The organism is Nocardia pseudovaccinii, assembly GCF_050942345.1.
In the GTDB taxonomy this organism is placed as follows: Bacteria; Actinomycetota; Actinomycetes; order Mycobacteriales; family Mycobacteriaceae; genus Nocardia; species Nocardia pseudovaccinii.
The window spans coordinates 6,442,191-6,467,587 of the sequence record NZ_CP192074.1 but is presented as its reverse complement, the minus strand read 5'-3'; the positions used below and the strand labels follow the sequence as shown (position 1 = coordinate 6,467,587).

The following is a 25,397-nucleotide window of genomic DNA, read 5'->3' as shown; positions in this document are numbered from 1 at the left end:
GTGCGCCCGATCCGTCGGTCCAGAAATGGCTGGTAGGCCGTCCAACGGTACGACCTACCAGCCATTTCGATTCAGACGCGGGCAGATTCGAGTTCCGGTTCGACCGTCTTGACGGCGCTCAGGTTCCCGCCCTCCACATCCACTTGCGGCAGGATTCTTGCCAGCCACCGTGGCAACCACCAAGCCTTCTCACCGAGCATGGCAAGCACTGCCGGGACCAGGGTCATACGGACGACGAAGGCGTCGAAGAAGACAGCCGCAGCCAGCCCCAAGCCCATCATCTTGATCATCGGCTGGTCACCACCGATGAATCCGGCGAACACCGCGATCATAATGGCTGCTGCGGCCACCACGACACGGGCACTGTGTCGGAAACCGGTGACGATCGCGTCATTCGCTTGCGCGCCGTGTGCGACGGCTTCACGCATCCGGGTGACCAGGAAAACCTCGTAGTCCATCGCGAGGCCGAATACCACGCCGATCAGGAAGATCGGCATCATGCTCATCACCGGTCCGGTCTGATGCACACCAAGCAGATTCGCCAGCCAGCCCCATTGGAAGACCGCGACGATCACACCGAACGCCGCACCGACGGAGAGCAGGAAGCCGAGCGCAGCCTTGATCGGTACCGCGATCGATCGGAACACGATTATCAGCAACAGGATCGCCAGTCCGACCACCACCACCAGGTAAGGCAGCAGGGCATCGGCCATCTTCTGCGAGACGTCGATATTCATCGCGGTCGCTCCAGTGACCAGCACCGTCGCGCCGGTCGCCGACCTCAGCATGTCGGCCTGGTCGCGCAGTGTGTGCACGAGATCCGCAGTCTGGGTGGTCGACGGACCGGTGGTGGGTACCACACTGAGCATGGCCGCGTCACCAGCCTGGTTGAACATCGCCGACGACACCGAAACTACGCCGGTCGACGCCGCCATGGTCTTGGATACCTCGTCCAGCGCGGCCTTCTGATCGTTGACGCCCCGGACGTCCACGGCGATGGTGAGTGGCCCGTTGAATCCGGGCCCGAATCCCGCGGCGAGCGCATCGTAGGCGCGGCGCTGTGTCGTGGAGGTCGGCTGGGATTCGTCCCCCGGCATTCCGAGTTCGAGACTCGTGACCGGCAAGGCGAGGACACCCATACCCACGAGACCGGTCAGGAACACGGCCACCCGCCGATGCACGACGAACCGCGCCCAGCGAGTGCCGACCCCGAGCTTCTCAGGCCGAATCTGCTGTGCCTCCGCAGCAGCCGCTGCTGCGCGTGCCTGGTCGCCGTTCACAGCCAGCGCCTTGCGGAAGGCGCGCGGCATGACCGCCCGCTGGAAGAACCCGAGCAGCGCGGGAAGTAGGGTCAAGGCGATGGTGACGGCGACGGCGACGGTGCCCGCTGCGGCCAGACCCATTTCGGTAAGGGCCGGAATATCAACGACGGCTAGTCCTGCGAGTGCGATGACCACGGTGAGACCCGCGAAAACCACGGCTGATCCAGCGGTTCCGACGGCACGGCCTGCCGCCTCCTCGGCGCTGTACCCCTGGGCGCGTTCAGTCCGGTAGCGGGAAACGATGAATAGCGCGTAGTCGATACCGACCGCGAGCCCGAGCATCAAGGCGAGGGTGGTGGTCGTGGTGGACATCCCGATCGCCAGGATCGCCGCGATACCGACGCCAACTCCGAGCAGGGCGGTGATCAGTGGCAGGCCCGCGGCCGCCAGCGCACCGAAGGTGACCATCAGCACGACGGCCGCCAAGGCGATGGCGACTGCCTCTGTAGCGCCGCCCATCTGGGGTTGGACGAGAAGCGCGGACCCGCCGATCTCCACGGTGACACCTGCAGCCTTGCCAGTGCTGATCGCATCGCTGAGCGCCGTCTTGCTTGCTTCTGTGAGGTCGTCGGGGGTCGCCCCGTAGCTCACGGTTGCGTAGGCAGTTGTGCCGTTCTCACTGACCGCGCCGGTCTGGAAGGGGTCGAGCGCGCTTTTCACCTGTGCACTGCTCGCCACACTTGCCACGATCTTCTCGACTGTGGCCTTGTTCGTCTCGGACGTGATCTGCTGGCCTTCGGGCGCCACGAAAACGATCCGCGCCTCCGCCCCATCGGATTTCGACCCCGGGAAACGCTCACCGATCAGGTCGAATGCCTGCTGGGACTCGGTACCCGGAATCGAGAAAGTATCCGGCGGCGGCGGCGGTGCCTTTGCAGCCCCCACCATCAGCGCGGCCAGTGTCCCAAGCCACAGCATCAAGACCAGCCGCCGCTTCTCGAATGCAAACCGGCCGAGCCGGTACAGGAATTTCGACATGCTCGCTATTGTGGATCGACGGCTCGGTAGTCGGCATCGTTCCTGTAGAGGATCTTGCGAATACTGCAGATGCAGTACGTCCGCACCCTGAGTTCGCCATTCGCAGTACGTGACATCAGTGGCTAGCGGCGGCGCTCATGAACCGACGTTGGTAAGAAACGACCTGGCTGGCCGAGGTGAAACGGGCCAAATAGCTCGGCTCGGCCGTAATGACTAGGCGGTTGATAACATCGGAGAATTCTGGTTCCACCATAAGTTTATCGATGTCGGGGTAGTTTTCAGTTCCTTCCATCGAACATGCAATTACTCGCGTATCCGTCAGATTGGTCTGTTTGAGCAATCGAAGAATATGGCGCAGGTTATCCAATCCGTCCGCTCCTTCGCTGCTGTCGATTTTTCGATAAGCTAGTATATTTTCTGCGTAGTGAAGGATGTCGACGAGATCCTCGAATTCATTGCCATTGACTATGTGGTCGACACTGGCCAAGTAGTCACGGAGTTCCATCAGGTGTTTCTTATCTCGGCTGTCGTGGTACGAACGAACCAGAGCAAGGATTCTCTTGGACTGAAGGAGGCGATGTCGTACAAAGGCATTTATGAAATACGGCTTCGCCTGAAGCGCGAGTGCAGCCTGGTACGGTTCGAACATCAGCGTATAGTTGACCCGGTACCCCTTCTCGCGAAGGCGAAGAGCCAAGTTGTGTGATCTGAATGCATCTTCCGTACGAGGAGCGGCGTACCATTCGGGTAGCCGCTTGTCGCCAGAAAGAAGTCTATTAACATTTTCCGCGTTAACCGGCCCGGTATGGGGCACCTTCACAACGAGCCGGTAGGGCGACAGGATTTTCTTGTAAGGCTCGATCTCTGCGAGGATCTTTTCGAAGTCGGGCTCGAATGGATTTTCCAGCTCCACGCTGACGTCCACCCCCGGTCCGAGAGTGCTTCCTAGCTCGGTCATTACCTCGGTCAGGCTTGTGAAGTGATTTCCGATATTCGCCTCAGGATTATTGAGGAACAAATCGTACACAATCCCTGGGTTGCAGGTCAAATTTCCCAGCAGCCCTGCGATGGGGGCCACCTCGTATGGATTCGCCGAATCAGCTGAGTAGATCACACCTGTTGGACGACGCATACTGTCCCAGTCGTACCCGATGTCACGGATCAGATCCACCTCGACCAGTCCGCCGCCTTTAAGTGTCGCGTCGACCCGAAATCCTGGCGGCGTGTGCCCCTCCGGCACTGCAAAAGTTCGAATGACATCATGGAACCGCTCAGTCCCGGCGACGGCGAGTCCGGATTGCCGAAGGAATGTAGAATCAGCTCTGCTGAGCTTTAGGTTTTTAACTCGCATCAGCACGTCATCGTGCCCGCGGGCGGCCGGCAGGTCGAGGCTTCCCATGGTGGTATGTATGGCGATTTCCCCTTCACCGTCAATGCGGTGGTTGACAGTCAGCATTATTTTCTCCATCGAATATTTATTCGGCAGCGAGCCGATCGATCGTCCTGTTTCTGAATAGAACCAGTAATTGAATGAGCGTCAGCGTTGGGCGCCAACTTGGCTGACGCAGCCCATGGAAATTTTCCGATCTCCACCGACATCGATGGACGCGCCCAGGATACTGAGTTACCGGTTGGGGCGGGAGTCAACCAGCCCCAACCGCGCGCTCGTTGGTTGCCGTGCTAGTGATCGAGAATCACGAAAACCATTTCTCCTTGGATACTGATTTCGTTCAAGAGAACGTGCAAATATTCATTTGCATCCACAGTGGTGGCCGCGCCGCCGATGTTCAGCCTCGGCGTGCGTCGGCTGTCGCGCCGGCGATGATGGCGATTATTTCGTGCACCTACCACTGCCCCCGACGACGCAATATATGGCTAGAAGACCCGAATCGGGATCTGTGCCGGGTCGGCGAGCAGGGACTCGATTTCGTCGTCCAACCGTACCAAGGTGATCGATGCCCCGGCCATGTCAAGTGCAGTGCAGTATTCGCCAACATAGTTGCGGCCGAGAGTGATTCCCGCTTCGGCGAGGCGCAGGTGCGCCCGCCGGTAGACCACGTACAACTCGCCGATGGGCGTACCGCCGAGGCCGTTGACCATCAACGCTACGCGGTCGCCCGAGGAAAACGGTAGGTCCTCGAGGACGGCATCCAGCAGTTCGTCGACGATCGTGTCGGCCGACATGAGCTTCTCGCGGCGACGGCCCGGCTCGCCGTGGATGCCCACGCCGATCTCGATCTCGTCAGGGGGGAGGTCGAACAGCGGCGAACCCTTTGCCGGAGGAGTGCAGGCTGTGAGCGCCATGCCCATCGAACGCGTGACCGAGTTGACCTTCTCGCCGATGCGTACGAGCTCGTCGAGGTCGGCACCACGCTCGGCGGCAGCGCCGACCGCCTTCATGACGAAGAAGTTACCTGCGACGCCGCGCCGGCCGACGGTGTAAGTCGAGTCTTGGACGGATACGTCGTCGTCGATGAACAGGGTTTTGACGATGATGCCTTCTGCCTCGGCGAGTTCTTGGGCCATCTCGAATGTCATGCGGTCGCCGGTGTAGTTATTGACCAGCAAGAGCACACCTTTGGGCGAGGCCAGTAGCTTGATCGTCTCGTAGACGTAGTCGGTTGGCGGCGCGGCGAAAACATCACCTGGGCAGGCTGCATCCAGCATTCCCTTGCCGACCGTCATGACGTGCGCCGGCTCGTGTCCCGAACCGGAGCCTTGGATGATCGAGACCTTGTCGGCGCGCGGACCGTCGGCTCGCATGATCAAGTTGTACTCCGGAACGTAGCGAAGGGTGTCCGGGTTGGCGAGCGCGAGACCTTCCAACATCTCGGGGACGAAGTTCTTCGGGTCGTTGACGAATTTCTTCATGCGATTCTCCAGCTGTCTTGTCGTTCGAGAAGCCCACAGCGGACGACTGCGGGTCGTGGTCCAGGGAGAGGGGAGGTCAGAGGGATGCTCTTGGGGGCCAATTCCTGGCGACCGCCTCGGCCATCACCGCGACTGCGATAGCGCCGGCGTCGGGTGAGCCGATACTGCGGTCGCCGGTGTAGCTGGCACGCCCACGTGTGGCTCGCATCGCGGACGTCGCATCGGCTGCCGCACGGGCCGCCTTCGAGGCGACCTCTGCGATCTCTGCCGCAGCCGCGGTCGGATCGGCTGTTAAATGCATGGCAATCGCGTCGGTCATGGGGACCAGCGCGTCGAGCAATGTTTTGTCGCCGACGTCGGAATTGCCGCGCTTTTTTATTCCTTCGGCGGCACTGCGCAAGATAGCCACTACGTCGTCGCTCGTCAGATCCTGCTTGTCCCGGACCGCGATGGCCGCCCGCAGGAACGCAGTCCCCCATATCGGACCGGAAGTGCCGCCGACTCGCTTGGAAATCGTGATAGCAACTTGTTGCAGAAATGCCGATGGTGACGTCCGGTCGATGGTGTCCCAGTCGGCGATGATTATCTCGAATCCACGTGCAAGCGAATATCCGAAGTCGCCGTCACCGACTACTGCATCGAGATCGCAGAACTGTGTCTCGTTATCGACCGCCACCTGAGCGATCGTCCGGACAACGAATTGCAGGTTCGCTGCCGAAGCTGATTGCATAGCTACCCCTAGATGGAAGGTTGGGCCGGGCACTGCGCGGCACCGGTCAGAAGGCTGGTGAGGTGGTCGAGACGGACACATGGTGTCGGGTCGAGGCCGAATGGGTCGGCATTCACTTGAAGCGGTTCGGTCACGTCCCCAAGCGAAGACACCACCAGCCCGGCACCTGTGAAGTCTTCGTCGATCGTATAGCTGCTGGTGGTCACAACGCAGGTCAGGCCTGCTGCGAGTGCCGCCAGCCAGCCGTTTCGGCTGTCTTCAACGACAATGACGGAACTTGCCGGTATCTGCAGTGTGTCGACTGCCAGACGATAGATATCAGGTGCGGGCTTCTTTTTCGCGACTACGTCTCCCGCGAAGACTTCGAATCGCGAGGCCAGCTTCTCGCCGACCGTATGGCGCAGCACACTGCGCACCGATGCCTCCGCGGATGTCGATGCGACGGCCAGCGACCATCCGGCGTCGGCTGCCTCTTCGGTCAGCCGACGCACCCCAGGGCGTGGTGGTATGGTGCCGCTTGCGATGATCTCGGTATAGATTTCGGTCTTCCGTCGGTGCCACTCCGCGACGTGGGCTGCGAGCTCATCGAGATTTGCTGGCAGCCCGGCCGCGGCTATGAACTCGGGAGTCAGCATCGTCGACATGCGCTCCTTGCCTCCGCCGATGAGCAGTTTCTCAGCGTAGTCTTCCTCGCTCCAGCGGACGGGCAGCCCGAATTCCTCGAAAGTCTTATTGAACGCTGGCAGGTGTCCATAGCGCTCGGTGTCGGCGAGGACGCCGTCGCAGTCGTAGATAAGTGCAGGCACGTCTAGATCACCCGACCACTACTGCCGAGCAAATCCATCAGCCCTTGCGTCAGATCGATGCAATCCTGCCGAACAGCCCTGAACAATGACGGTGGATCCCACTTGCCGTGTGTCTCGGTATCGCGCAAGTACCTCAGGCTGCCCTGCATGAACGTCTCTTTCAGGGCGGTGGAGATATTGACCTTTGCGCAACCACGCGCAACGAGGTCCTTGACTTGCGCATCATCCAGCCCGCTACCACCGTGCAATGCGATCGGCACCGGATAGGCTGCGACAATGTCCGACACCCGCTGCACATCCAGCTCGGGGGCGGCCCTGTAGGTTCCGTGCGCGTTGCCGATCGAGGGAGCGAATACATCGACGCCGGTAGTCTTCAGGAAGTCCAACGCCACCTGCAGAGGCTGGCGTACGGCTTCGGCGTCCGATCCGATTCCGTCCTCGACTCCGGTGATGGACTCGATCTCGCCCTCGACGTGCGCACCGTGGCGTCTCGCCTCGGCGACGACTTCTATTGTCTGGCGGGTGTTCTCCTCCACTGACAGATGCGAAGCATCGAACAAGACGGAGTTCCAACCACGTTCGAGGCAGGCGGTGATCACTGTGCGGTCTGGGCAATGGTCCAGGTGCAGCGCGACTGGTACCTCGATGCCGGTGGTCATGGAGGTCCACATGGACCACAACACATCGAGGCCGATCGACCGGACCGTCTTCACCGACGTCTGCACCACCAGCGGTGAACGTCGCTCGGCGGCGGCGGCGAGCACGGCCTCCAATGTCAAGTCGTTGAAGACGTTGATTGCGGGTACGCCATACCGCTTGTCGAAAGCGTCGGAAAGGATGTCGGTTAGAGGAACGACGGGCATGGCGTTCAGGATATGGATGCGGAGTGCCGAAGGCAGTCGTGAATCTCCCCATCTTTCGGCTGGGGAAAACCCCTACTTACCTACGTAGCCGTTCGGCACGGCGAGCGAGTGCGGGGCGTCGGTCTCGCGTAGTAAAGGCCGACATGCTTTCAACGGTTCTGGCGGAAATGCTTGTCGGTATAAAACTGACGGAGATGCTTGACACTCGGATCCCTTGAGCCCTAGGGAGATTCGGGTGAGTGAGCCTGTAATGGACCGCGAGGTGCGTCGGCGCCTGGCGGTCCTTCGCCACGTCGAGGAAGTCAGCGGCAATGTGGCGATGACCTGCTGCTACTTCGGTATCAGCCGTCCCACCTACTACACGTGGTTGCGCGGCTACGAAACCGAGGGTGTGGATGGACTGCGCGATCGGTCCCGGCGGCCGCGGTCCAGCCCGAACGCCACCCGGGCCGAGGTGGTCGAGAAGATCATCCACTTGCGGCAGAACTACCACTTCGGGCCAGACAAGATCCGGATGTATCTGCAGCGCTACCACGACATCGAGATCAGCAAGTCCGGGGTGTGGCGCATCCTCAAACGCCTCGACATGGGCAGGCTTCCAGCCTCACCGCGCTACAAGCGCCACGACCGCCGCTGGAAACGCTACGAAAAGCGGCGGCCGGGCCATCGCGTGCAGATCGACGTCAAGTTCGTCGAACCCCGCCCTCTATATGGCTACCGCACTTGTTGTCGAGGCTATCGGGAGGAGCGGGATGAAATGCCATCGAAGGATTCGTCCGGCTTCCCGACCGTCCAGCCTCGACGCGTCCGGCTTGGCATTCTTCCTGCTGTCTCAGGTGCGCGGGGCTGGCTGGGCGCGGAACGATATATGCGCTGTAATCGCGAATCGGGATTGCAGCGATTACGATCGTTGGCGTTGTTCTGAAGGAGACGCTTGTCCGTCAAGATCGCCGGGATCGCTGCAGTTTATTGCGCGCCTAATCGTACCGAATCTCGAAAGCGCCCACTGATGCAGATAAAATTGGCCTTTCGGTCAGCTTGGTCTTACGGAGCGCAAGCTCGTGTGCATCAATTGATCGAGCCGACCTCTGCCGACCGCGATTGGTCGAGCCTGTCGTTCGCGCGTACCTGTCGCATGAGAAAGAACACGCCGACCGCGGCTGGCAACGAGACTCCGTACACCAGTAACCATGCGATTCGGAAAGCTGCCAACGTGTAGCCACCCGCGTAGTCGAGCACAAGACCCATACCCATAATCACCAACAGTGCTGCGGAGAACCCTCCGGCATTCACTATCCCCTGCGCAGTTCCCATGGTCTGACGCATGTTGCTCGCTCGTGCAAAATCGAAACCGATCATTCCGGTCGAACTACCGAGGGCCATTACAGCGACCAGTAGGATGAGTAGCCATCCGGGCGCCGGGTGCGGTAGGAGCAAGATCGATGTCCAGACTACGATATTGCTTGCGATCACGCCGATCACCAGCGCGCCTCGGAGGTTCGGGTACTTGCCGCTGAGCATTCCTAGCACAGGGCCGACAGCAGTCGTAGTGACCACCGATATCGTCAGCATTCCGCCCGCTTCGCTCTGAGAAAGACCTTCAGCGTAAGTGAGAAACGGCACTCCCCACATGAGCGCAAATACTGTCATCGGGAAAGATGTGCCCATATGAGTTAAGAAGCCCAGCCGGGTTCCGTTGGTGCGCCACACTGCACGCACCTGCCGAGGTAGATCGGCAAAACTAGCGGACGTAACCTCGACATCGACTCCGGAAGGGCTGTTTCGAACGATTGCGAGTGTAAGCACGCAACCGATCACCGCCAGCGAAGCCGCGGAGAGGTACGCTGAAGTCCAGCCCGACGTGATCAATACTGTCGTAAAAGGGACAGCTGACAATAGTTGGCCAGCCTGACCAAGCATACTCGTTAACTGTGAGAACAACGGTACGCGAGCCTCGGAGAACCAGCGAGGAAGAAGTCGCAATACAGATATAAACGTGAACGCGTCGCCAGCGCCTACTACTGCTCGGGCCGCGATGGCCAGCGAGAGGTCGTCCGTGAGCGCCAATGAAATCTGACCGAGCGCAAGGATGAGGGCGCCGGAAGCAAGCGTGGCTCGGGATCCGAATCGGTCCAATAGAATTCCGGCTGGAATCTGCATCGCCGCGTATATTGCGACCTGCAGAACTACGAATCCGGACAAGACCGAGGCGCTCACATCGAATCGATCGGCTGCCTGAATTCCTGATACCCCGAATGAAGTGCGTTGTAGTACAGCCACACCGTATGCGAATACTCCAACGCTCCATACCGATAGTGCCCGTACCATCATCAACCTTAAGCGTAGTCGCCGGGGCTCGCCTCCGTGCGGGCGGAGGCGAGCCGGTGCCGGATACGGGATTAAATTCGCGTACCGATATTCTGATAGTTTGAAGGGTGGAAACGGCGGAGCCAGAGTGCGATCGACACAGAGAATGCAATTATGCAGGCAACAAAGATCAAGACTGCCGCGGACAATCCTCGCGACCCCGTGAGCAGGTCGATCTTGATGGTCACCAGAACAATAATGCCCGTCATCGCCACGGCCGACAGTATCGGTGCTATTGTCCGCTGCCATACTGCGAGTTCGGCCGGGCCTTTGCGCAGCAGATACGATGCGATGCCTACGGCGGCAAGGAACATCAGGAACACCAATGAATACCCGGTAAGTCCGGCCATGGTGGTGTAGAGCTTCAGTGCTTCTATTCCGGAGGACGCTGCGATAGCGATAAAAATGAACGTCGCGATGGTCATGGTGACACTGGCTCGATGAGGTGATCCGAAGCGCTTATGCGGTCGACCCAGTGTGATCGGTAGGGCGCCATCGGATCCGAGATTGAACAGGTACCGTGCCACGATGTTGTGCATTGCCATGAGTCCGGCAAATGTACTGGTTATGACCAATCCGGTGCCGATATCACGGGCCACGACTCCCACATAGTCACCGATACTCGTTAGATATGCCCCCACGGGATCCACGCCAATTGCGTCGACGGCCTTGTCCGGATCGTAAGCCTGGATAAGTGCCCAGGATCCGACGGCGTAGAACGCCGTTATGAGGCCGACCGTGATGTAGGTTGCTCGTGGTACGGTGCGTTCAGGATTGCGGGTCTCGTCGCGATAAACCGCGAGCGACTCGAATCCGGCAAAGCAGCTGATAGCGAATACGACGCCGACAACAACCCCGGTAGCTTCGAGTGAGGACGGAGCGAACGAACCGAAGGATATGTGTTTGGCTTCTCCTCCCGTTGCGAACACGATCGTGTCGTAAACAACGACCAGGACTACCTCGCAAGCGACCAGAATAAGCTGCACGCGAGCAGAAAAGTCGACGTTAACGTAGCCAAGGATGGCGACGAGGGTGCTGAACACTAATGCCCAAACCCACCAGCTGATCTCTGGTCCGTCAAATCGGGCGATGAACGCACTCATATTTACGCTGACGAACGGCAAGGCGTATGCGAGACCGGAAGCGTATGTGAAAAGCGCCAGGAATGACGCCGCCAGGCCGGCAGGCCGACCGAGACCTGCGGTGACCATGACATAGAAAGCGCCGGACCTCGGAATCATTCGCGACATGGCGGTGTAGCCGACCGCGAAAAGGCTCATAACTAGGCCTAACCCGATGAAGATGAGTGGTGTACCGACGCCGCCGCCCAAAGCGATGACCAGCGGGACCACGCCGACCATGATCGCGAGCGGTGCGTTGAAGGCCAGAGCGCTGCACACGAGGCGGGTCACGCCCATGTTTCCTCGAAGCTTCTCTGGTGGGTTCTCGTCCGGCGGCGCGTTGTTCCACGGGACGTTATCGACACGTGCAGGCTGCGGCACAGTCATCGTCGGCCTTTCGAGCGGGGCAAGCAAGCGTGAGGGCTATTATGCACACTTTGTGACGACCGCACTAGATCCAATATAAGCAATCGCCTCTTCTGGCCGATAGTGCAGCGGGAAGGACTGCGTGGACGGTTGGTTGCGATTGGCGCCTTCCGATCCTTGCTGATGCATACCTTCAGGCTGTAGGCGATCACACTGCTTCCTCGTCCCGTTTCGGATGAGAAATTTCGAGTCACCACAGCGTTATCGCGAGCTCCGCCAGTTTCATGGTGTTAGCATCGCTGCCATGACCGTTGCTATATAATCAACAGGGGTCAACCTGTGATGCTGCGACTGTGCCGCAAGACCTTGCTCGTCATCGGTGTCGCATGGGTGCGATCAGCGCAGTAAATATTGGGGACGCATGCGGCGTGCAAGTGCGAACTACTGAGCTCGCCGCGCTGGCGGCGGCCACGAACAGAGCCTGCGCTCAGGGGCACCAGCGACCCCGCTCGGTTATGTCATCTCGAGAGGGCTGCGGGCAGGTCCGTAGTTGTCGATATTACACAATTCATCAGCGAGTCCTGCGCGGTGGAGGACGTTCATTGCGTTGTCGGGCAAGGGGTTTCGTAAGGCTCTGTGTCGTTCGCTGGCATCCTGAAGGACGGCCGGAGCGCATAACTGGCATGAAATTGGGGCGTAGGTTGCGAATCCGATTGTTTCCCTGCGTGATTCGTGCCTGTGTGAATTTCGGGTTTCGCTGACTCTGACCTTGCCCGATTGGTCGGCACGCGCGGAATACTGACCAGCACTTGATGATTGACTGATTCGATGCTCTGAGCGCGGGCCAATGGCGGTCCTGTTTGCCGACTCCAGGCGACACTGGATCAGGCAACGCTACTGTGTGATTGACTTGAGTTGGCCGTCGATGCTGCATCACATCGTCGGTGTCTTGATCTTGGGTCGCCTGTGGCGTTGTTGTCGCATCTGGATGCCGTAGTAGCGCGATGGCATGGCCCGAAACGGGCTTCACACGCGACCGCTTCGTCTCGAACACTTCCGCGACAGGACAGCGGTCTGTCCAGACTGTTGAGTGCTGCCGCACAGATTTCATCGCCGCTACCCGCGGCGATCGTCCGATACCGCCGTCGCGGACCGGAGGTGGTATCTGGCTGCGGCTGAGACGGTTGTTCCGAGAACTCCTCCGGGCTTGGAGTATCTGCTGCTGTGCGAACGCGTACAGGCCGATCTGGTGGCTGTAGGCGGCGCCAGCGCGCCGATTGACATTTATGGCCCACGCCGTGGGTGCGGTGGTGGGTCGCTCGAAATTGGCGCGGCCCGCGTTTCGGGAAGCGGCCAGCTCGCAGGTTCAGCGAGGGCGGGTAGTCGCGGCTGGTGGCGATCCCGATCCGGTAGGTGCCAGAGTCTAGCTGGGAGTGACTGCGCAGCCCCCGCAGCCCCAGCCCTTCACGGGTTTCGTCCAGCGACACTACGGTCGCCACGACTAGACGAGTAAGTCCGAAGTCCCGGCGTTGCCTGGACATGGACGGAGGGCGCCGAAGACCATTGTGTGACGAACGACCTTGACGCCCTCCTGACCGCACTGTACGTGAAAATCGACGATGAATTGGCGGGTCCACGCTGGACGGGGCGGCCACCGGTGCTGACCGACTCGGAACTGGTGTGCCTGGCGGTGGCCCAGTCGCTGCTCGGATTCACCTCCGAATCGCACTGGCTGCGCTACGCCCGCAAGCATCTGACCGGGATGTTCCCGTACCTGCCGCAGCAGTCCGGGTACAACAAGCGGCTGCGCAACGCGTTGGGACTGGTCAAGCGGGTGATCCGAATGCTGGCTCGCGCCAGCGATTTCTGGCTCGACGACTGCTGGATCGTGGACTCGACTCCGGTGCCGTGTGGCATGTCCCGACCCACGGTGAAGCGGTCGGAGCTGGCCGGGTGGGCCGGCTACGGCTACTGCGCTTCCCACTCCCGCTTCTACTGGGGGCTGAAACTGTATCTGGTGTGTACCCCGGCCGGAATGCCGATCCTGTGGGCCCTAGCAGACCCGAAAATCGGTGAACGCGAGGTGCTTTCGGCCATGCTCGAAGTCGATTCAGCTGTAGCCGCTGAGCACGAGGGCATCCTGTTGATCTGCGATAAGGGCTTCGCGGGCCGTGAGTTCGAAACACTGGTGGGCGAGTACGGGATCACCATGCTTCGCCCGTCCCGCAAGGACGAGAAAACCCGATACGGTGAGCCGTTACTGAAAAAGGTCCGCCAGTTGATCGAGTCGGTCAACGACACTCTCAAAGGCCAGCTCGACCTGGAAGACCACGGCGGACATTCCTACCAGGGCGTGGCGATCCGCGTTGCCCAGCGCATCCTGGCGATGGCCACCGCGATCTGGCACAACACCCTGATCGGCGCACCAATCACCCGGTCGCTGATCGCTTACGATCACTGACCGGCCTTCGGACTTACTCGTCTAGGGCCTGAGACACGAAATAGGTGCCGACGCGGAGTCCGGCAGCACACGCTGCTGGCTTCCGGCGCAAGTCGAAGCTAGCCCGGGGCTTTCACGGCGGTGAGGTTTTTGGGGTGCGCCGTTAACGAAGAATGGTGCTCTGAACTGCGATAATACGGCTTGTCTAAGGTCGTATTGGTTGCAGTTTCAGGAGCACCATTCAGGTGGGTAAGTGTAGTTGGTCGTATCCGCGGTTGGCTGCGGATGGGTCCGGTTCGGGTGTCGTGTCGCAGGCGGGGGCGGTGTTGCTGCTGCGGGCAGCGGAAAAGGTGGGGCTGACCACGGCGTTGTCGGATGCGTTGGCGCCGTGGCGGAAACCAGCCGCGACGCATGATCCGGGCAAGATCGTGGCCGATCTGGCGGTCGCGGTCGCGCTCGGCGGGGACTGCCTGGCCGATATCGCCATGCTGCGTGCCGAGCCCGCAGTGTTCGGGTCGGTGGCATCGGATCCGACCGTGTCACGGCTGCTGACGGTGCTGGCCAGGGATGCGCGGAAAGTCTTGTCCGCCATACGATCGGCACGGGCCAGAACCCGGTCCGTGGCGTGGGAGGCCGCCGGTGAGCATGCGCCCGATCGCGACATCGACGCCGAGCATCCGCTGATCATCGACTTGGATGCGACCCTGACGATCGCGCATTCGGACAAGGAACTGGCGGCACCGACGTTCAAGAAGACCTTCGGCCACCACCCGCTGGGTTCCTGGGTCGACCATGGACCCGAGGGCACCGGCGAACCGCTGGTCATCATGCTGCGCGCCGGTAACGCCGGAAGTAATACCGCCGCCGACCACAAGCAGGTCCTGGCCGCCGCGCTCGCTCAGCTGCCGTGGCGGCCAGGCTACCGGGTCGGGCGAAAGGTGCTGGTGCGCACCGATTCCGGTGGCGGCACCCACGAATTCCTCGACTACCTCACCCGCCGACACCTGCAATACTCGGTCGGGTTCGGATTCACCGAAACCACCGCCGCCGCAGTCGATCTCATCCCCGACCACGCGTGGACACCCGCCTACAACGCCGACGGGCAAGCCCGCGACGGAGCATGGGTCGCCGAGCTGACCGGGTTGATCGACCTCACCGAATGGCCGCCCGGGATGCGGGTCATCGTGCGCAAGGAACGACCGCATCCCGGCGCGCAGCTGCGGTTCACCGACCGTGATGGCCTGCGGTTGACCGCGTTCGCCACCAACACCCGCACAGGCCAGCTCCCGGATCTGGAACTACGCCACCGCCAGCGGGCCCGCTGCGAGGACCGCATCAGAAACGCCAAAGACACCTGCCTGACCAACCTCCCGCTCCACGGGTTCGACCAAAACCAAATCTGGTGCGAAATTATCTGCCTGGCAACCGAACTCACCGCCTGGATGCAGATGATCGCCTTCACCGACCATCCCGCCCGCCGCTGGGAACCCAAACGCCTACGCCTGCGCCTGTTCTCGACCGCAGCCCGGCTGGCCCGACACGCCCGCCGCACCCATCTCCGGTTCTCCGGGCACTGGCCCCATACCGGGCTGATCACCACCGCACTGGCCCGCCTGCAACCCGACTGACCAGCACGAATCAGCCCCACAACAAGGGAAGGACCACATCCCCGGGCCCGTGGAACCCGGCAGCCACCCGCTGACCGGGCCACCCCACCACGCCCAGCAGCCCGAAACCGGCCGCAAAACACCAATCCGAACCGCACAGGCCAGCACATCAACCGCGCGAAATATCCGGGCTAGTGCGAATTTGTGACGTTCGCGGTAAAGGTGCATCCTTCGGCAATCAGCTGGATCGCCCTTTCATCCGATGATTCCCCGTGCAATGCCTCGGTTTGATAGTTGCTTTTTCGTTACGATCGTCAATATTATGCTACAGGCTGGAGCCAAGCCTTTATCGAGAGGAGGATGACGTGTCTGGGTCCTGGAATCGAAGATCGAACCATCGGCCTGTGAATTGTTGCGCACAACCGCCGGTGAATCTGCTGCTGCGCGGGCGTGCGGGTGCGGCTGGATCAGAGCCCGAAGGGGGCTCGCCGACAACACTGCGGTTTCCCGTTTCGAGGTCGAGCCAAGTGCCTCACCAGCCTGAGACACGCACGGAGTCACACACGACTACTGCGTCGCTGTCGCCATAACACGCCACCAAGGTGGGCGAAACGTATGACCGCTGTTAGAGACGAGCGGGCACACGCGGGGAGTAGAGAAAAGAGATACGGAGTCCGAGATGGAACCAATCGTCGGAATTGATGTCGACCAGCGTGCATTCCGCAACACGCTTTCGCATTTCGCATCGGGGATCGCCGTGATAACCGGCGTCGATACTGGCGAGCCGATCGGGTTCACTTGCCAGTCGTTCTACAGCGTCTCATTGCAGCCGCCGCTGGTGTCATTCAGCGTGATGACTACGTCGACCAGCTACCCGCGCATCCGCGACAGCGGACGGTTCGCCGTCAATGTGCTCGCCCATGACCAGCAGGACCTCGCTCTACAGTTTGCTCGATCTGGGACCGATAAGTGGGCGGGGGTTGACTGGGCGCCGACCTGCACCGGCAACCCGGTCATCGCCAACACCGAGATGTGGCTTGACTGTGATATCTGGGCAGAGCACGAGGCTGGTGACCACCTCATCGTCATCGGACACGTGCGTGAGATGTGCGCCGATGGCTGGGCCAAGCATCACCCGCTGCTGATGTTCACCGGCAAGTTCCATCACTTGCGGGAGCTGGGCGACACGCCCGAGTCCCTTCGCACCCGGTGAGCGACTGTCCGCCCCTGACGCCATCAGTCGCTGGTCCATGAACCCGGTTATTGAGCGTCGCGGGGGACGCCGACCACGGCGGCCGGGGCGTCATTGAAGTTACCGATCGGCGGTCGACACCGGTTGAGGGATTGATCGGATTCGTCTGTGCCGTCGGGGTGAAGAGCACCAATGGTGCACCCTCGCTCGTGTGTCCTTGGCGGATTCGATAGTGGGTACCGCGCATAGTGTGGAAGGCACTGACAGTCACAGTTGAGGTCGACCCGGTTCGCGTCGAGCACACTCGCTGATGTGGCAGCTTAGGGTCTGCCGGGGAACAAGACGTAACGTCCCGTGATTTTGAAACATAGTGTGGTATGGGCGATTTCGTGGTGACCGAGGCGGAGCTTGCGGCGATGTTCTCGGTGGTGCTGCCGCATTTGGATGAGCGGCAGCGTCGGCTTGTGTTGGGGGCTCAGGCGCGGATGCTCGGCCGCGGTGGTGGTCGGGTCGTGGCTCGGGCGGCAGGTGTGCGTGAGGCGACGGTGTCTCGCGGAGTGAGCGAGCTGGAATCGGGTGCGGCGCCGCTGGGGCGGGTCCGTCTGCCCGGTGGTGGCCGTAAACGGGTGGCCGAGATAGATCCCGGGCTGGTGCCGGCGTTGCTGGCGCTGGTCGAACCCGACGAGCGGGGTGATCCGATGTCGCCGCTGCGGTGGACGACACGCTCGACCCGCAACCTGGCCGCCGCGTTGTGTGCTCTGGGTCACCAGGTTTCCGCGGATGTGGTCGCCGACCTGCTGCGCGAGCAGGGGTTCAGTTTGCAGTCCAACGCGAAAACCCTGGAGGGCAAGCAGAATCCGGACCGCGACGCTCAATTCCGGTATATCAACGACCGCGTCAAGTCTCACCAGGCCGCCGGTGAACCGGTGATCAGCGTCGATACCAAGAAGAAAGAACTCATCGGCCAGTTCGCCAACTCCGGGCGCGAGTGGCGTCCCAAAGGCGATCCGGTGCAGGTCAACACCCATGATTTCCCCAGCTCGGCGGTGGGCAAGGCGGTGCCCTACGGGATCTACGACCCGACCGGCAACACCGGGTGGGTCAACGTCGGTACCGACCACGACACCGCCACGTTCGCCGTGGCGTCGCTGCGCCGCTGGTGGAGCAGCGTCGGGTCGGTCGGCTACCCCGATGCGACGCACCTGCTGATCACCGCCGATGCCGGTGGTTCCAACAGCTACCGCACCAGAGCCTGGAAAACCGAACTGGCCGCGCTCGCCGCCGAGGTCGGCCTGCAGATCACGGTCTGCCATTTTCCGCCAGGCACATCGAAATGGAACGCCATCGAGCATCGCCTGTTCTCCCACATCTCCAGCAACTGGCGTGGATGGCCCTTGACCAGCCACGACGTCGTCATCAACACCATCGCCGCGACGAGGACTCGCACCGGGCTGACGGTGGCAGCCGAACTCGATCGCAACCTCTACCCGACCGGAATCACCATCAGCGACGAACAACTCGCCGCCGTGCCGATCACCCACCATGACTGGCACGGCGAATGGAACTACACCATCAGCCCCGAACCTCTCACCCCCACACCAGAATCGGGCACCAGCGAAAACGCCACCATCACCACGACCGGGCGGCAACGCGACGACCTCCTCTGGCTCCACGCCCCCGAACTGACCGGCCTCCCACCCGCCCGATTCGACCAGCTCATCACAGCGCTCACCCCCACCGACCAAGCCGACCGCCGCACCCGGACGAACGGCCGCCACCCCGCCACCTCCCTCGCCGACCGCGTCGCCATCACCCTGCAGAAACAACGCTTCTCCACACCCCTGACCGTCCTCGCCGAACTCATCGGCATCAGCCCTACCGCCATCGCCAAAGCAATCAAACGCACCCACGCGCTCCTCGACGACACCGGACACCTACCCGAACCGACCCCGACCACACTCACCACCGCCGCACAAATACACGAATTCATCTCCCGCGCAACCGAATCCATCCCCAAGAGCTGAAGATTACGTGTTATTGATCCGCAGACCCTTAGCGACCGACCTGACGGGTTCGATGCGGTTCGGTTCACATATCGGCTGCTGGTAGGAGTCGTTTGAAAACCACGCCCTACCGGATCTCCCAGGGCATGTTCGGGCCGGAAGGGGCGTTCGGGCTTATCGTGTGTGACTGGCACGGCGAAATCGTTCTACGCCATCGACGGCAGCATGATCGATCAGAACGCAGGGCTCCGGCTCCTGCCGGACTCGAACACCGCCATCGTCATGTTGACGGCCCGCAAGAAAGCTTCTACCGCAAGGTGTTCAACGAGATCCTGACCGGCCTCGGCACGGTCGCCATCCGGACCTGCCCGCACCGGACAAGACGCTGAACCTCGACGTGTCCAGGTACGAGGGCGTCTACGAGCGACTCGGCGCATGCTACGAGGTGTCAGTCGAAGGCGAACAGCTGTACCTCACCCTGGTCCTCGACCCGATGCAGGCAGAGTTTCTACGGAAACCAGATCGCATCAGATACGAGTTGTTAGGGGTGAGTGAGACACATAGCCGATCGCCACCGGGTCCACCCCGAAGCTGTTCCGCGGGACGGGCCATCGCGACCGGCGGCGCCGTCGTCAGCCGGTCCGGCACGAACCCCAGCCACGGCAGCGTGTACAAGGCGATCGCCAGGCCAACCGATCCGCCGGACCCGGCCACGTCCCGGATCCACGAACGCCAGATCAGCCGGGGTCAGCGTGAAGTACCGAAACAGCTCCTCCCGGCTGATCTCCGGGAACCGCCGCAGAAGCTCCAACTCCTCGTCCGCGAACACCCGCGCCGCCAGGAACCCCAACCTCCAGCATGCCGATCAACCCTAATCGGCAGCCAAGCCAAGCACGAACCACCCAGCCCGCACCTTGAACACGAAAACCCCTCTCTACCAGCCAGGTACGCCATATCCGCCCGATTTTCGGCCAGTCCCTGCCAGTCGGCGACACCCGCAGCGTTTCGGTATGGGCTCCAAGTTTCGCGGCGAGCACTTGGCAGGCGGCATACATCGACGGATATCCGTCGAGTCGGTCCAGCACCGTCTTCACCGCACGCTGACACGGCTCGATCGGATGCTGCATGGGCCATGGCCGACGTCCTTCCCAGGAAGGAATCGGCAGGGAAATCGGGGCAGTCAGTGTGAGCCCGGTCTGTCTACGGAAAACGGTCGTTCTACGACTCTTGTATGGCAAGCTGGTCGGCAAATTTCCTAGCTTCTCGTCGCACTGCTTGGTCGCATGGCTGTTTTCCACGTCCGGAGTCACCTTTGATTGCATTCCAGCCCCCCACTCATGCGTTTACAGAGGGTTCGCCAATCGTCTCCGACGGTCCTCGGGTTGCGCTCTACGCGGCGGAGTTCGCGGTCGATCCACAGAGTGTTTACAAGGAGATGCGAAGTCGGTACGGATCTTTGGTGCCTGTCGATCTGGCCCCGGACACGCCAGCGACTCTCGTGATCGGGTATCGCACGGCGGTTCGTATCCTGCACGATCCGCAGCATTTTCCCGCAGACCCCCGGGGCTGGCAGGCGACGGTTTCACCGGCATGCCCGGTGTTGCCGGCGATGGGCTGGCGCCCGGGGGTGATGCGTAACAGCGGAGTCGCGCACGCCCGTTACCGGCGCGCTGTCACTGATGCCGTGGCTGCGATCGACCTGCATTCCCTGGATGCGACGGTGGAGCGGATCGCCGAACCGCTGATCGAGGCCTTCCGTGAGGACGGTGAGGCCGATCTGATCGCCCAGTACGCGCTACCGGTTGCCTTTACGGTGATAAATTCGATACTTGGTGTGCCCACTGAAATAGGCAGGCGCGTCGCTGTGGGGCTGGCGGCCATGCTCGAGACCGTCGACGGCGCCAGCCGAGGGAATGCTGAAGTCTATGAAGCGCTGACCGAACTGCTGGCCCTGAAACAGGAGCTTCCCGGGGATGACGTGACGACAAGGCTGCTTCGACATTCGGCCTGCCTCGACGAGCAGGAGGTGGTCGAGAATGTGCTGATGCTCTATGGAGCAGGCATCGAACCGCAGCAGAACCTCGTGGCGAACACATTGTTGCTGATGCTGACGGACGAGAGATTCGCTGGAGGAATTCTTGGTGGCAGCCTGTCAACGCGTGATGCGCTTGACGAAGTACTGTTTGCCGATCCGCCGGTGGCAAACTTCTGCATGAGCTACCCGCGGCAGCCGATCCTGATCGAGGATACGTGGCTGCCAGCGCATCAACCGGTATTGATCAGCATGGCTGCGTGCAACAACGATCCAAGCTTGGGACGCGGCGAAAACGGCGGCAACCGTTCTCATCTGGCATGGGGTGTGGGCCCCCACGCCTGTCCGGCGACATCGATGGCTTATCTCATTGCTCAGGATGCGATAAATCAACTCCTCGATGCTCTGCCGGAGGTCCGCCTCGCAGTCGCGTCGACGGATCTTGTCTGGCGTCCCGGTCCGTTCCACCGGGCGCTGACCTCACTACCAGTCCAGTTTCCACCGTGCCGACCGCCGGGACGATGAGTTAGCGCGGCGCAGGATCGGTTTATCAGCAGGCTGCACGACGAGGCCCGTGCCTTCGGCCAGCGCGGCATGCCGGACACCGATTGCGTGTACCAGTGGTCTCTGTGGCAGATGAACGCCCACGATGTGGCGTCGTCCCTATCGTCCCTATGCGGTCAGATCGGGATCACCACCGCGGACGTCGATTTCGCAGAGCTGTACGACCCGTTCACCGGCGCATGCATGATCCACATCGAAGGCTTCGGTCTCTCCCCAGTAGGAGCGTTCAGTGGCTGGGGGAGAGAAGGCAACAACACCTTGGATGGTAAGACACCGATCAACACCCACGGTGGGCTCCTGTCCGAAGGACATGCGGGCGGTCTCAACCATGTTGTCGAGGCTGCCCAGCAGTTGCGACCAGCGGGCGTCGCTGATGACCTTTGTACCGGCGAATACGATTTCGAACGGTTGCGATGCCAACAGGTGCGCGATCCTGAGATCGGTTTGTAGCGCTGCGCAACATTTCCTGCAATTACATGTTTCATGCCAATTCGCCTGTGTAGCGGCCTGCCGAGGCGACACACTGGTGCTATGAGGCAACACCCCGCTCGCTCCACGATGTTGGAGCGAGGTATCAGCATTCTCCAGGCATTCCGTCCCCAAGGCGGCACTATGACGCTCCCGCTGCTGGTGGAACGTACGGGCTTGCCGAAGCCGACGGTGCATCGTTTGGTGGAGGCGTTGGTCGAGTTGGGACTGCTGGAGCGCCAACCGGTGGGCTATCGCCCCGGTATGGCCTTGTTCGAATTGGGGGAGTTGGTGTCGGCCAAGGTGGAAATACGCGAAGTCGCGCTCCCCTTCATGCAGGATCTCTATGAGCGCACCCATCACACCGTCCATCTGGGTGTCCGCGATGGTCTCGACGTCGTCTACGCCGAGAAGATCCACGGTCACCGCAGCGTCGAAGTCCCCTCGCGGGTAGGTGGTCGGTTACCTATGTCCAGTACGAGCCTCGGCAAGGCATTGCTGGCGTTCGCGCCTGCCGAGGTCGTCGAGTCGGTGTTACGTAAGCCCCTACGTCGCCTGACTGCGAATTCGCTCGGCGACCCGGCGAAGCTCGCGGCCGAACTGGCCGAAGTACGGGCCGCCGGAGTCGCCTATGACTATGAAGAAGCCGCACTGGGCGCTACCTGCGTAGCCTCGCCGGTGCTTGTCGAGGGCCGGGTCGTCGCCGCGCTGTCGCTGACCTGTCCCGCACAGCAGTTCAGCGCGGCGGGATTCGCTCCGATGGTGCGCACCGTCGGGATGGCGCTGTCGCGTGCGCTCGCTGCTCATCCCCGGTAGCGACCGGATCGGCAAACCTCGGCCTGACCACGTGCGCTGACACGACATCGCTGACTACCGACAGCTCTGGTCTCATCCAACGAGACACATCTAGCATGTTACATCTTTCTGAACTAGGATTCTGTTCGATCAATCGTGATCAACCCCACTTATGCCGGTCATCACATACCGGCATGCACCGCTCTGCAGAGTCCGCTCGAACTCGTGCCCTCCACCCAATGAGGGCATGCGGAGCGTCCTCCGAAATCCGATGGGATTCCTATGAAGAATTTGACGCTTGCAGTCTCACTGGCGATCGCTGGTTCGGCCACGTTCGGGGCCGGTGCTGCCGGTGCTGCTCCTGGTGGGCAGGTGTCCTCCGGTAGTGATCCGGATGTCGTCAGCGTGGAACTCGTGCCCGGAGTGCAGTACACGGGCAATGTCCACGACAACACCACGGCGATCAGCACCCCGTTCGGCACATTGACCACGATTGGTGGGCAGCTTCAGGTCGCGGGTGTCGATGGGGGGACGGTCTTCGGCGAGCCGAGTATGGCCGTTGCTCCGCAGTCGCGCACCGTGATTCCTGCGCCCGCCACCTCGTCGAGTCTGTCGGACGGGCCGGTCGAGGGCGATACGATCCCGGGCGATTCGCCAATTCTTGGTCGCGTCGCTGCCTCGGCGACGCCAGAGGCGACCGACCCGCTGGCCGATTTCGAAGCGGCCCTCGCCGTCGCGGGCGGCAACTTCGGTCTGGCCGCCGGTGTCGGCAGCATGGCTGGCGGACTCGTCGGGATGGCCATCGGCTGCCCGCTCGGAATCGTCACAGGCGGTGCGCTCACCTCGGTCACCGTCATCGGCACCCCGCTCGGGATGATCGGTGGCTGTCTGCTGGGCGCCGGAGCGGTCGGCGGTGTTGGTGCCATGATCGGCGGTGCGATGGTCGGCATTCCTGTCGGCATCGCCAGCGCCGCGCAGATGTACAACACCCTGCATGACCAGGGGCACATCTGAGATCCAGCCTCAGGTGACGGAGTCGGCCGCCCGCGTGCGGGTATCGCTGAGCCCCGCGGGCGCGGTGGTCGTCGCTGCTGCTGCGCCGTTCGCTGACTGCCTCCACGAGATGGGCGGCTGATTTCGTTCCATTGCTGGGCGTATGCATAGCTCTCCAGAGCGTATCGGAGTACGAGGTAGCGGCTCGTCGACTATCAATAGCGACTTCTACTGGGGCACACGTGCGTGCCCGCGGGGGGAAACACCCGCCAGGGGTGTCGCGCAGACCGGCAGATGTCGCGCGACGACATCTATCAATACCTGGAGAGCCGGCTCCACATGAACGAGGAGATCATCAGATGCTTGAACCTGCCGCGACCGAAAGCGCGGAACGAACAGTCGAGGACAGAAGCAGGCTACGAGGCAATGTAGGCACTCTTCAGATATTCTTCACTACCCTTTCCTACAATGCTCCATTGGCGATTTCGGCAGGCTTCATCCCGGCCCTGATCGCATTTGGAAACGGGCTCGGAGCACCTGTCGCAGTGCTGGCAGTAGGGGTTCTCACGGCATTGTTCGCCAACGGATTCGTGGCAATGGCGCGCCGCATCCCCCGGCCCGGCGGCTTCTATGCCTATATCACCGCCAGCTTGAGTCGTCCGATCGGCCTGGCGGCGGGCCTGCTTGCGTTCGTCGCCTATTTGCTGGCTACATTGGGCGGCGTTACATACGTCGGCATCTCGGTGCAGTCCCTGATCAGTAACACCTTCGGTGGTCCGCGTATCGACTGGTGGCTGCTGTCGGGCATGCTGCTACTCGTGGCTGCCGTTATCGGCTACTTTCGGCTGGATCTGTCGGCTCGGGTACTGATGGTCATACTCTGCGCCGAGATTGTCCTGGTGATGGCGTATAACATCGCGGTGCTGGCCACAGGCGGTGCCGATGGTTTCGATACCTCGTCGTTCACTCTCGAGGCCGCGACCTCTGGATCCGTCGGAATCACGCTGCTTTTCGGGATTCTTCTCTTCACTGGATACGAGGCGACCGTCATTTTCCGTGATGAGGCTCGTGACCCCGACACCGCGATCCCGCGCGCGACCCATGGCTTCCTCGCCTTCGTCGCCGTGATGTACGCGTTCGGCTCGTGGGTGTTCATCCAGGGTGTCGGAGCCGACACCGTGGTCGAACAGGTCTCAGTGGACCCGACAGGGACGTTCCTCGGCAGCGTGGAACATTATTTGGGTAAGACGATGGTCGAGATCACGACCCTGCTACTCTGCACCAGCACCTTCGCGGCGCTCCTCGCTGCGCACACAATTTCGTCGCGCTATCTGTTCAATCTCAGCGCTGACCGCATCTTCCCCGCCTGGTTCGGTGTACGCCACCATCGCCTGGAATCGCCGCACCGCGCGTCCATCGCCATATCCTGCATTTGTCTGGCAAGCCTGACCGCGATCGCGATCGGTGTCTCGGATTCGGCAACGCTGTACGCCCGCCTCTCGGGTATTGCCAGCTATATCTTTCTTATCCTGATGTGTGCCGCCGCAATCGGGGCGGTCCGATTTCTCCTCACTACCCCTGAGCCGTTCACGGCGGTGGCCAAGCATGTGGTGGCGGTTGTCATCGCGTCGGCGGGCTATCTGACAATAATCGTCCTGGCGACGATGAACTTCGAGGTTCTCGTCTCCGGTTCGAAGGCTCTCGGTTACACACTCGTCGCGGCGATCTGGACCGTGGCAGCACTGGGAGTAGTGCTCGGCCTCGCTTATCGCAGATTCCGGCCCGCTGTGTACGCCCGGATCGGTCGCCAGTAGATGGTCCATCGGACTTTCAGTAGAGGAGGTCAGCGTGCTATCTGCTCCGATCTAGCCCCGGTGAC

At 61.5% G+C, this 25,397-nt stretch carries 19 protein-coding genes and 1 pseudogene; 11 read left to right on the top strand and 9 right to left on the bottom strand.

Features of this window, described 5'->3' with window-relative positions; genetic code table 11:
* Window positions 1-71 precede the first annotated feature (71 nt).
* From ACQPZ2_RS29170 to ACQPZ2_RS29145, 6 genes are all read right to left on the bottom strand, one after another.
* Window positions 72-2,300 (bottom strand): MMPL family transporter, encoded by a 2,229-nt coding sequence (locus tag ACQPZ2_RS29170; RefSeq protein ID WP_433521391.1) that lies wholly within the window; start codon window positions 2,298-2,300, stop codon window positions 72-74.
* Between the two features lie 115 nt (window positions 2,301-2,415).
* Window positions 2,416-3,756 carry a hypothetical protein gene (locus ACQPZ2_RS29165; RefSeq protein ID WP_433521390.1) on the bottom strand — a complete coding sequence of 447 codons (1,341 nt, stop codon included), beginning with the start codon at window positions 3,754-3,756 and terminating at the stop codon, window positions 2,416-2,418.
* A gap of 419 nt (window positions 3,757-4,175) precedes the next feature.
* Window positions 4,176-5,171, bottom strand: coding sequence for a dihydroxyacetone kinase subunit DhaK (gene dhaK / locus ACQPZ2_RS29160; RefSeq protein WP_433521389.1), 996 nt, complete (start codon window positions 5,169-5,171; stop codon window positions 4,176-4,178).
* Window positions 5,172-5,247: 76 nt separating this feature from the next.
* Entirely contained in the window at window positions 5,248-5,901 is a 654-nt protein-coding gene (dhaL, locus tag ACQPZ2_RS29155) for a dihydroxyacetone kinase subunit DhaL (RefSeq protein ID WP_433521388.1), read from the bottom strand.
* An 8-nt stretch (window positions 5,902-5,909) separates the two neighbouring features.
* Window positions 5,910-6,707, bottom strand: coding sequence for an HAD-IA family hydrolase (locus tag ACQPZ2_RS29150; protein WP_433521387.1), 798 nt, complete (start codon window positions 6,705-6,707; stop codon window positions 5,910-5,912).
* Between the two features lie 2 nt (window positions 6,708-6,709).
* Complete coding sequence (locus tag ACQPZ2_RS29145; protein WP_433521386.1) at window positions 6,710-7,570, bottom strand: class II fructose-bisphosphate aldolase; 861 nt, start codon at window positions 7,568-7,570, stop codon at window positions 6,710-6,712.
* Between the two features lie 250 nt (window positions 7,571-7,820).
* Between ACQPZ2_RS29145 and ACQPZ2_RS29140 the strand changes: the two genes are divergently transcribed.
* Window positions 7,821-8,495 carry a helix-turn-helix domain-containing protein gene (locus ACQPZ2_RS29140; protein WP_433521385.1) on the top strand — a complete coding sequence of 225 codons (675 nt, stop codon included), beginning with the start codon at window positions 7,821-7,823 and terminating at the stop codon, window positions 8,493-8,495.
* A gap of 143 nt (window positions 8,496-8,638) precedes the next feature.
* Here ACQPZ2_RS29140 and ACQPZ2_RS29135 read toward each other — a convergent pair whose 3' ends face one another.
* Both ACQPZ2_RS29135 and ACQPZ2_RS29130 read right to left on the bottom strand, forming a co-directional pair.
* On the bottom strand, window positions 8,639-9,850 hold the full coding sequence (locus ACQPZ2_RS29135; protein WP_433521384.1) for an MFS transporter: 1,212 nt from the start codon (window positions 9,848-9,850) through the stop codon (window positions 8,639-8,641).
* Between the two features lie 119 nt (window positions 9,851-9,969).
* A complete protein-coding gene (locus ACQPZ2_RS29130; RefSeq protein ID WP_433521383.1) occupies window positions 9,970-11,445 on the bottom strand; it encodes an APC family permease in 1,476 nt (491 codons plus the stop codon).
* A 1,546-nt stretch (window positions 11,446-12,991) separates the two neighbouring features.
* Here ACQPZ2_RS29130 and ACQPZ2_RS29125 point away from each other — a divergent pair.
* The 5 genes from ACQPZ2_RS29125 (at window position 12,992) to ACQPZ2_RS29105 (ending at window position 19,055) form a co-directional block, all read left to right on the top strand.
* Window positions 12,992-13,885, top strand: coding sequence for an IS982 family transposase (locus ACQPZ2_RS29125; protein WP_433520785.1), 894 nt, complete (start codon window positions 12,992-12,994; stop codon window positions 13,883-13,885).
* Window positions 13,886-14,109: 224 nt separating this feature from the next.
* Window positions 14,110-15,492, top strand: a complete 1,383-nt coding sequence (locus ACQPZ2_RS29120) for an IS1380 family transposase (RefSeq protein ID WP_433521382.1) — start codon at window positions 14,110-14,112, stop codon at window positions 15,490-15,492.
* 658 nt (window positions 15,493-16,150) lie between these two features.
* Window positions 16,151-16,684 (top strand): flavin reductase family protein, encoded by a 534-nt coding sequence (locus ACQPZ2_RS29115; protein ID WP_433521381.1) that lies wholly within the window; start codon window positions 16,151-16,153, stop codon window positions 16,682-16,684.
* 356 nt (window positions 16,685-17,040) lie between these two features.
* Window positions 17,041-18,687 carry an ISAzo13 family transposase gene (locus tag ACQPZ2_RS29110; protein WP_433521380.1) on the top strand — a complete coding sequence of 549 codons (1,647 nt, stop codon included), beginning with the start codon at window positions 17,041-17,043 and terminating at the stop codon, window positions 18,685-18,687.
* Window positions 18,688-18,779: 92 nt separating this feature from the next.
* Window positions 18,780-19,055 carry a hypothetical protein gene (locus ACQPZ2_RS29105; RefSeq protein ID WP_433521379.1) on the top strand — a complete coding sequence of 92 codons (276 nt, stop codon included), beginning with the start codon at window positions 18,780-18,782 and terminating at the stop codon, window positions 19,053-19,055.
* Between the two features lie 174 nt (window positions 19,056-19,229).
* Here the strand turns inward: ACQPZ2_RS29105 and ACQPZ2_RS29100 are convergent.
* Window positions 19,230-19,507, bottom strand: a pseudogene (locus ACQPZ2_RS29100) (DUF4158 domain-containing protein); the annotation flags it as partial.
* Window positions 19,508-20,125: 618 nt separating this feature from the next.
* Between ACQPZ2_RS29100 and ACQPZ2_RS29095 the strand changes: the two are divergent.
* The 5 genes from ACQPZ2_RS29095 (at window position 20,126) to ACQPZ2_RS29075 (ending at window position 25,332) form a co-directional block, all read left to right on the top strand.
* Window positions 20,126-21,223 carry a cytochrome P450 gene (locus tag ACQPZ2_RS29095; protein WP_433521378.1) on the top strand — a complete coding sequence of 366 codons (1,098 nt, stop codon included), beginning with the start codon at window positions 20,126-20,128 and terminating at the stop codon, window positions 21,221-21,223.
* A gap of 69 nt (window positions 21,224-21,292) precedes the next feature.
* Entirely contained in the window at window positions 21,293-21,712 is a 420-nt protein-coding gene (locus ACQPZ2_RS29090; RefSeq protein WP_433521377.1) for a thiolase C-terminal domain-containing protein, read from the top strand.
* A 33-nt stretch (window positions 21,713-21,745) separates the two neighbouring features.
* A complete protein-coding gene (locus tag ACQPZ2_RS29085; RefSeq protein ID WP_433521376.1) occupies window positions 21,746-22,546 on the top strand; it encodes an IclR family transcriptional regulator in 801 nt (266 codons plus the stop codon).
* Between the two features lie 270 nt (window positions 22,547-22,816).
* A complete protein-coding gene (locus ACQPZ2_RS29080) occupies window positions 22,817-23,539 on the top strand; it encodes a hypothetical protein (RefSeq protein WP_433521375.1) in 723 nt (240 codons plus the stop codon).
* A gap of 338 nt (window positions 23,540-23,877) precedes the next feature.
* On the top strand, window positions 23,878-25,332 hold the full coding sequence (locus tag ACQPZ2_RS29075; RefSeq protein ID WP_433521374.1) for an APC family permease: 1,455 nt from the start codon (window positions 23,878-23,880) through the stop codon (window positions 25,330-25,332).
* Window positions 25,333-25,397 lie beyond the last annotated feature (65 nt).